The organism is Rhizobacter sp. P2_H2 (assembly GCF_056403375.1).
This window is the reverse complement of the sequence record NZ_JBFUFP010000282.1, coordinates 1-5,679: the sequence shown is the minus strand read 5'-3', so window position 1 is coordinate 5,679 and position 5,679 is coordinate 1. Positions and strand designations below refer to the sequence as shown.

Below are 5,679 nucleotides of genomic sequence, written 5' to 3'. Positions count from 1 at the left end.
CCTACGTGCTGGTGCAGGCCGGCCACGAGCGCGTCGGCCGCGCCGCGTGGGCCAATCCGGTGCTGTGGTCGGTGGTCGTGATCGGCTGCGTGCTGCTCGCGACGAAGACGCCCTACCCGACCTACTTTGCCGGCGCGCAGTTCGTGCATGTGCTGCTGGGGCCGGCGGTCGTCGCGCTCGGCTGGCCGCTGTGGCTGCGGCGGCACGAGATGCGGCGTCGCGGCGTCGCGCTGGTCATCGCGGCGCTGGCCGGCGGCAGCGCGGCCGCGGCCAGCGCGGTCGCGATGGGCCTTGCGTTCGGCATGCCCGCCGACGTGGTCCGATCGCTGGCGCCGAAATCGGTCACCGCGCCGGTGGCGATGGGCATCGCCGAGCAGATCGGCGGCGTGCCGGCCCTGGCGGCGGTGTTCGCGGTGCTGACCGGCATGGCCGGTGCGCTGTCGGCACGCTGGCTCTTCAACTCCCTCGGGTTCACCGACTGGGCGGTGCGGGGCTTCGCGCTCGGCACCACCTCGCACGGCATCGGCGCGGCCCGCGCGCTGCAGGTCAACGACGAGGCCGGTGCCTACGCCGGCATCGCGCTCGGGCTGCAGGTGGTGCTGGCGGCCTTGCTGATGCCGCTGGTGGCCAGGCTCATCGCGGGCTGAGTGTCCGCTGGCGGGAACGCAACAGCAGCATCGCGGCGGCACCCGCGAGCATCGCTGCCATGCCCCACGCATAGTCCGCATACACCAGCGCGCACGACCCGCACATGAAGCCGGCGCTGAGGTAGAGGTTGTCCTCGTCGCGCCGCTGCGCCCACAGCGCCGAGCCGATTGCCGCCAGCGCCAGGTAGATGGCGAACCCGAACGCCGCAGTGATCGCCGTGCCGTCGTTCAGCGAGAACGGATTCCAGGCCTTCAGCTGCGCGTCGCTGCGCGACGAATCCGCGAGCCATCCCATGCGATCGAGCACGTCCAGCAGGTAGCCGGCATGCGTGTCGCGGTAGACCTGCAGGCGCTTGACGCCGGCGATCAGCCACAGCGCCAGCGCGCCGATCACGATCGAGTTGATGCCATGGAGGTTGCGGCGCGACATGCGGTGGGCTCACTGCACGTTGAGCCGATACTCGATGTCCTGCAGCGAGCGGCCGTAGGCCGTCGAACTTCGGTTGTAGCGACCGCCGAACTTCAGTACATGCCGGCCCTTGGGCAGCGGATTCAGCAGCAACCAGTAGCCGTCCGTGGCGGCAGGGTAGCCCTCGTAAGGCCGGTCGGCCTGCGCGATACGACCGAAGATGTTGAAGCATTGCTCGGTCGCGACGCGAAAGCGCTTTGGCTCGGGCACCGGCACGCCGTCAATCTCGGCGAACAAGTCCACCGCCGCATCGTTGTTCAGCGCCGCCTGTGATCGCGCCCGCGCACAGGTGTAGGCGGTGTTGCCCCGCTGTGGGTAGTACGCCATGTTGATGATCGGGAAGAAGAGCGCCTTGCCGGCCGGCACCGTGCAGGTCCGCTGGATCAGCGACGAACCGAACCCGCCGGCCAGGAACCACAGGGTGCCGCGCTGACCCACGGCGCATTGCGCGCCGCTCAGGTCCTGCACCGGATTGGTTTCGTCCGGCTCGGCAGAAGCCCACTGCCACCATTCGGCGGCCAGTTGCGGGCCGCTGCGACCTTCCCAACCGCTGCCGGGCGGCAACAGCGTGTCGGCCGCCGATACCACGAACGGCATGGCGAGCAGGAGGGCCGCAGTGAGGTGGTGAAGACTGAATCGGCGCATGGCATCCCTGGATGGAGTCGTTGAAGTACGGCGTTGATCCGTTGGCTCATTTTCGCCTGACCGCGGCGCTCGCTTCCATCTCTCTTGACATTCCTATCCAACATATTGGATGATTATTCCAATGGAAGATACACCGACCTCCTCCCTCTCCGATCGCATCGCGCAGAACGTGCGCGAGCTGCGTGCAGCGCKCGGCCTGTCGCTCGACGAGCTGGCCACGCACTGCGGCGTCAGCCGCTCGATGATTTCGCTGATCGAGCGTGGCGAAAGCAGCCCGACCGCCGTCGTGCTCGAGAAGCTGGCCACCGGCCTCGGCGTGCCGCTCGCGTCGCTGTTCGAGGCGCCCGGGGCCGACGCCGCACCGGTGTCTCGGCTGGCCGACCAGCTGCTGTGGCGCGACCCGGCCTCGGGCTATGTGCGGCGCAACGTCTCGCCGCCCGGCTTCGCATCGCCGATCCAGATCGTCGAGGTGGCCTTCCCGGCCGGCGCACGCGTCAACTACGAGACGGCCGCACGCACGCCGCGCGTGCACCAGCAGGTGTGGGTGCTCGAAGGCAGCATCGCGATTGCGCTCGGCGACGAGCGGCACCGCCTGAACGCCGGCGACTGCCTGGCGATGGTGCTCGACCGCCCGATGAGTTACCACAACCCGACGCGCAAGCCGGCCCGCTATGCCGTCGTGATCACCACCGAAACCGCCCCCTGGAGATGAAATGCCCTCCCCCGACCTGACCGTTCGGCGCCTCGCCACCCTGACGCCGGCCGACATCGACGCCCTGTCCGCGGTGCTGATCGACTGCGTCGACGGCGGCGCATCGGTCGGCTTCATGCAACCCTTCGCGCCGGAGCGCGCGCAGGCCTTCTGGTCTCGCGTGGCCCAGGGCGTCGCCAGCGGCGAGCGCGCACTGCTGGTCGCCGAAGACGCGCAAGGCATCGTCGGCACCGTGCAGCTGGTGCTCGACCAGCCCGACAACCAACCGCACCGCGCCGACCTCTGCAAGATGCTGGTGCACCGCCGCTCGCGCCGCCAGGGCACCGGCGCCGCGCTGATGCGCGCGGCCGAGGCGCTGGCGCGTGAGCATGGCAAGACGCTGCTGGTGCTCGACACCGCGAACCCCGATGCCGAGCGGCTGTACGAGCGCGAGGGCTGGCAGCGCGTGGGGGTGATCCCGGACTACGCGCTGATGCCCGAGGGCGGGCTGTGCGCGACGACGTATTTCTACCGGCGGCTGGCCGCCTGATCGCTCAGCGCCCCACCGCCGCACACAGCCGCGCCGCCTGCCGCACATGCGGCGCGAGCACCTGCGTCTCGGCCGCCTCGTCGCGCTTCAGCGCATGCGATGCCGCCGCCTGCCATTCCGGTTCGGTGACGCTCTGCGCAAGGCTCTTGCTCCAGCAGCCGCACATCGCCTGTGCATTCGACGGCGTCAGCCCGCCGGCCTTCGCGTCGGTCACGCAGCCGGCCTCGAGCTTCTGGCGGTACAGCGCGATCTGCTCGGGGCGCAACTCGGCCGTGGCCGGCTGCGCGCCCGCGCCACCGACGAAGAGCATGCCCGCCGCCGCGACAACAAATCGATTCATCATCGGGCGATTGTGAACCCTCAGGCTGCCGCCAGCGCGGGTTGCCGGTCGCTTACCAGCAGCGTGGTCGCGGCGGCTGCCGGCGCGGGCCGCGAGTGCAGGAAACCCTGCACGATGTCGCAACCCCAGCCGTCGAGCAGGCTCTGCTGCGCCGGCGTCTCGACCCCTTCGGCCGTGACCGACAAGCCGAGGCTGTGCGCCAGCTCGATCACCGTGCGCACGATGGTGTCGTCCTGCTCGCTCGCACCGAGCTGGCTGATGAACGAGCGGTCGATCTTCAGCCGGTTCAGCGGGAAGCGGCGCAGGTACGAGAGGCTGGCGTAGCCGGTGCCGAAGTCGTCGATCGCGAGCTGCAGCCCGAGCGCGCGCAGCGCATGCAGGCGCGCGACGCTCGCCTCGGCATCGTCCATCACGCTGCCTTCGGTGATCTCGAGCTCGATCTGGGCCGGGTCGACCCCGGTCTCGGCCAGCGTCTCGCGCACCGTGGTCATGAACTCCGGGTGGTTGAACTGGCGCGGCGAGATGTTCACCGCCACCACCGGCGCGCCCAGCCCCGCATCGGCCCAGGCCTTGGCCTGCAGGCACGACTGGCGCAGCACCCACGCGCCGATGCGCACGATCAGGCCGGTCTCCTCGGCCAGCGGGATGAAATGCGCCGGCGACACCATCTTGCCGTCGTCATGCCAGCGCAGCAGCGCCTCGAAGCCCTTGATGCCGCCGCGCAACGCGCGCTGGCCCTGGTAGAAGACCTCGAAGTCGCCGGATTCCAGCGCCTTCTTCATGCGCGACTCCATGCGCAGCTTGTCGCGCTGGCCTTCGCCGATGCGCGCGTCGTAGATCACGTGGCTGTTGCCCGGCTCGGCCTGGGCCTGCAGCTTGGCCAGTTCGGCCAGCCGCGCCACCTCGTCGTGGCTGCTCGCGTCCTTCGGGTACTCCGAGGCACCGACGCCGATCGACACCATCAGGTCCTGGTGGCCGATCTCGAACGGCATGTCCATCGATTCGGTCAACGCCTGCAGCGCGCGATCCAGCCGCGGCACGTCGCCGCCGAAGCGGTAGATCGCGGCGAAGGTCACGCCGTCGATGCGGTACAGGCGGCCGGCGTCGCGGGTCGCGGCGTCGTCCAGGCGGGTCGCGATCTGGCACAGCAGCGTGTCGCCGAGCTGGTGGCCGACGCTGCCGACGATCAGGCCGAACTGTTTCACCGACAGCGTCACGGCGCAGTACGGCCGGCCGCCGAGCGAGGCGATGTCGGCCTCCATCGCGCGGCGGTTCAGCAGGCCGGTGACCTTGTCGTGCGTGCTCGCGAATTCGAGCGCCTCGTTGTTGAGCGCGAGCCGGCGGTTGGCGTCGAGCGAGCGCAGGTACAACCGCCAGGCCGCGATGACGCCGATCGCCATCGCCACCACCAGCAGGAAGCCCAGCGCGCGCTCGTTCTTGCGGCGCGAGATCTCGACCGACTGCAGCTCGTTGTCGTGCTGCAGCTGCTCCAGCTGGCGCTGGCGCTGCTGGAAGCTCGATTCGCGCTGCAGCGCGACGACGGTGCTCTGGCGGTCGCGGCGCTCCAGTTCGGTCTCGAGCAGCAGCGCCTCGCGCAGGCGGTCGAGCGCCGGCACGGCCTGCCCGGCGCGCTCCAGCGCCACGGCATAGCGGTTCAGCTGGATCAGGTATTCGGCATTGCGCCCGGCCTTGCCGAGCATCGCCAGGCCCTGGTCGGCGAGCTGCCGGCCGGTCAGCAGGTGGCCGGCGCCGAGCTCGGCCAGCCCCTGGTTGACCATCGCGCGCGCGGCCGTGCCCGGGTCTTGCCGCTGGTCGGCCAGGCGCTGCGTGCGCAGCGCGAACTCGCGCGCCGCTGCGAAATCGCGGTGGCCGAGGTACAGCGTCGACATCGTCAGCAGCGTGTCGACCTCGGTGCTGAGCCAGCTCGCCCCGCCCATCTGCGAGTTGACGCCGGACGCCGGCCGCACCACGCTGCCGGTGAGCGCGGCCTGCTGGCGCGCGCGCTCGGCACGCTCGGGCTGCTGCGACGCTTCGGCAGCCAGCGCCTCCATGATCCAGCCCGAGGTGATCAGCGCAACGTCGCCGGCGCGGCTGGCGAGCTCGCGCACCCGGCGCGATTCCACCAACGCCGCGGTGGTGTCGCCCTTGACGATGCGCAGCGGCGCCAGCGCCTGGAAGGCCTGGGCCTCGCGGCGCGGGTTGCGGCCGGTGCGCGCGGCCAGCGCCGCGGCTTCGAGCAGGCGGATGCCTTCGTCGATCTGGCCGTTCGAGGTGGCCAGGTCGCCGGCGGTCATGTCGACCCAGTAGCTCAGGTCGGGGCTGTTCACCTTGTCGGCC

Annotated in this window: 7 protein-coding genes; 3 read left to right on the top strand and 4 right to left on the bottom strand. The window is 70.5% G+C overall.

Annotation, left to right across the window (positions count from 1 at the left end; genetic code table 11):
- Positions 1–647: LrgB family protein (locus AC1D15_RS15855; protein WP_477826723.1), on the top strand; the 647-nt coding region annotated here is incomplete at its 5' end.
- On the opposite strand, the gene AC1D15_RS15850 is transcribed toward AC1D15_RS15855, so the two are convergent.
- Positions 634–1,077 (bottom strand): hypothetical protein, encoded by a 444-nt coding sequence (locus tag AC1D15_RS15850; RefSeq protein WP_477826722.1) that lies wholly within the window; start codon positions 1,075–1,077, stop codon positions 634–636. The genes AC1D15_RS15855 and AC1D15_RS15850 overlap by 14 nt on opposite strands.
- Before the next feature lie 9 nt (positions 1,078–1,086).
- Entirely contained in the window at positions 1,087–1,761 is a 675-nt protein-coding gene (locus AC1D15_RS15845; protein ID WP_477826721.1) for a hypothetical protein, read from the bottom strand.
- Between the two features lie 121 nt (positions 1,762–1,882).
- Between AC1D15_RS15845 and AC1D15_RS15840 the strand changes: the two genes are divergently transcribed.
- Positions 1,883–2,473, top strand: coding sequence for a helix-turn-helix domain-containing protein (locus tag AC1D15_RS15840; protein ID WP_477826720.1), 591 nt, complete (start codon positions 1,883–1,885; stop codon positions 2,471–2,473).
- A 1-nt stretch (position 2,474) separates the two neighbouring features.
- Complete coding sequence (locus AC1D15_RS15835; protein ID WP_465114266.1) at positions 2,475–3,002, top strand: GNAT family N-acetyltransferase; 528 nt, start codon at positions 2,475–2,477, stop codon at positions 3,000–3,002.
- Positions 3,003–3,006: 4 nt separating this feature from the next.
- On the opposite strand, the gene AC1D15_RS15830 is transcribed toward AC1D15_RS15835, so the two are convergent.
- Together AC1D15_RS15830 and AC1D15_RS15825 are read right to left on the bottom strand one after the other, a co-directional pair.
- Positions 3,007–3,342 (bottom strand): hypothetical protein, encoded by a 336-nt coding sequence (locus AC1D15_RS15830; RefSeq protein ID WP_477826719.1) that lies wholly within the window; start codon positions 3,340–3,342, stop codon positions 3,007–3,009.
- Between the two features lie 20 nt (positions 3,343–3,362).
- A partial coding sequence (locus AC1D15_RS15825) for a putative bifunctional diguanylate cyclase/phosphodiesterase (protein ID WP_477826718.1) occupies positions 3,363–5,679 on the bottom strand: 2,317 nt, incomplete at its 5' end.

Coding starts and splice junctions, on each gene's coding strand:
- AC1D15_RS15830 (WP_477826719.1), bottom strand. CDS start 3,342: ATGAATCGATTTGTTGTCGCGGCGGCGGGCATGCTCTTCGTCGGTGGC.
- AC1D15_RS15845 (WP_477826721.1), bottom strand. CDS start 1,761: ATGCGCCGATTCAGTCTTCACCACCTCACTGCGGCCCTCCTGCTCGCC.
- AC1D15_RS15835 (WP_465114266.1), top strand. CDS start 2,475: ATGCCCTCCCCCGACCTGACCGTTCGGCGCCTCGCCACCCTGACGCCG.
- AC1D15_RS15850 (WP_477826722.1), bottom strand. CDS start 1,077: ATGTCGCGCCGCAACCTCCATGGCATCAACTCGATCGTGATCGGCGCG.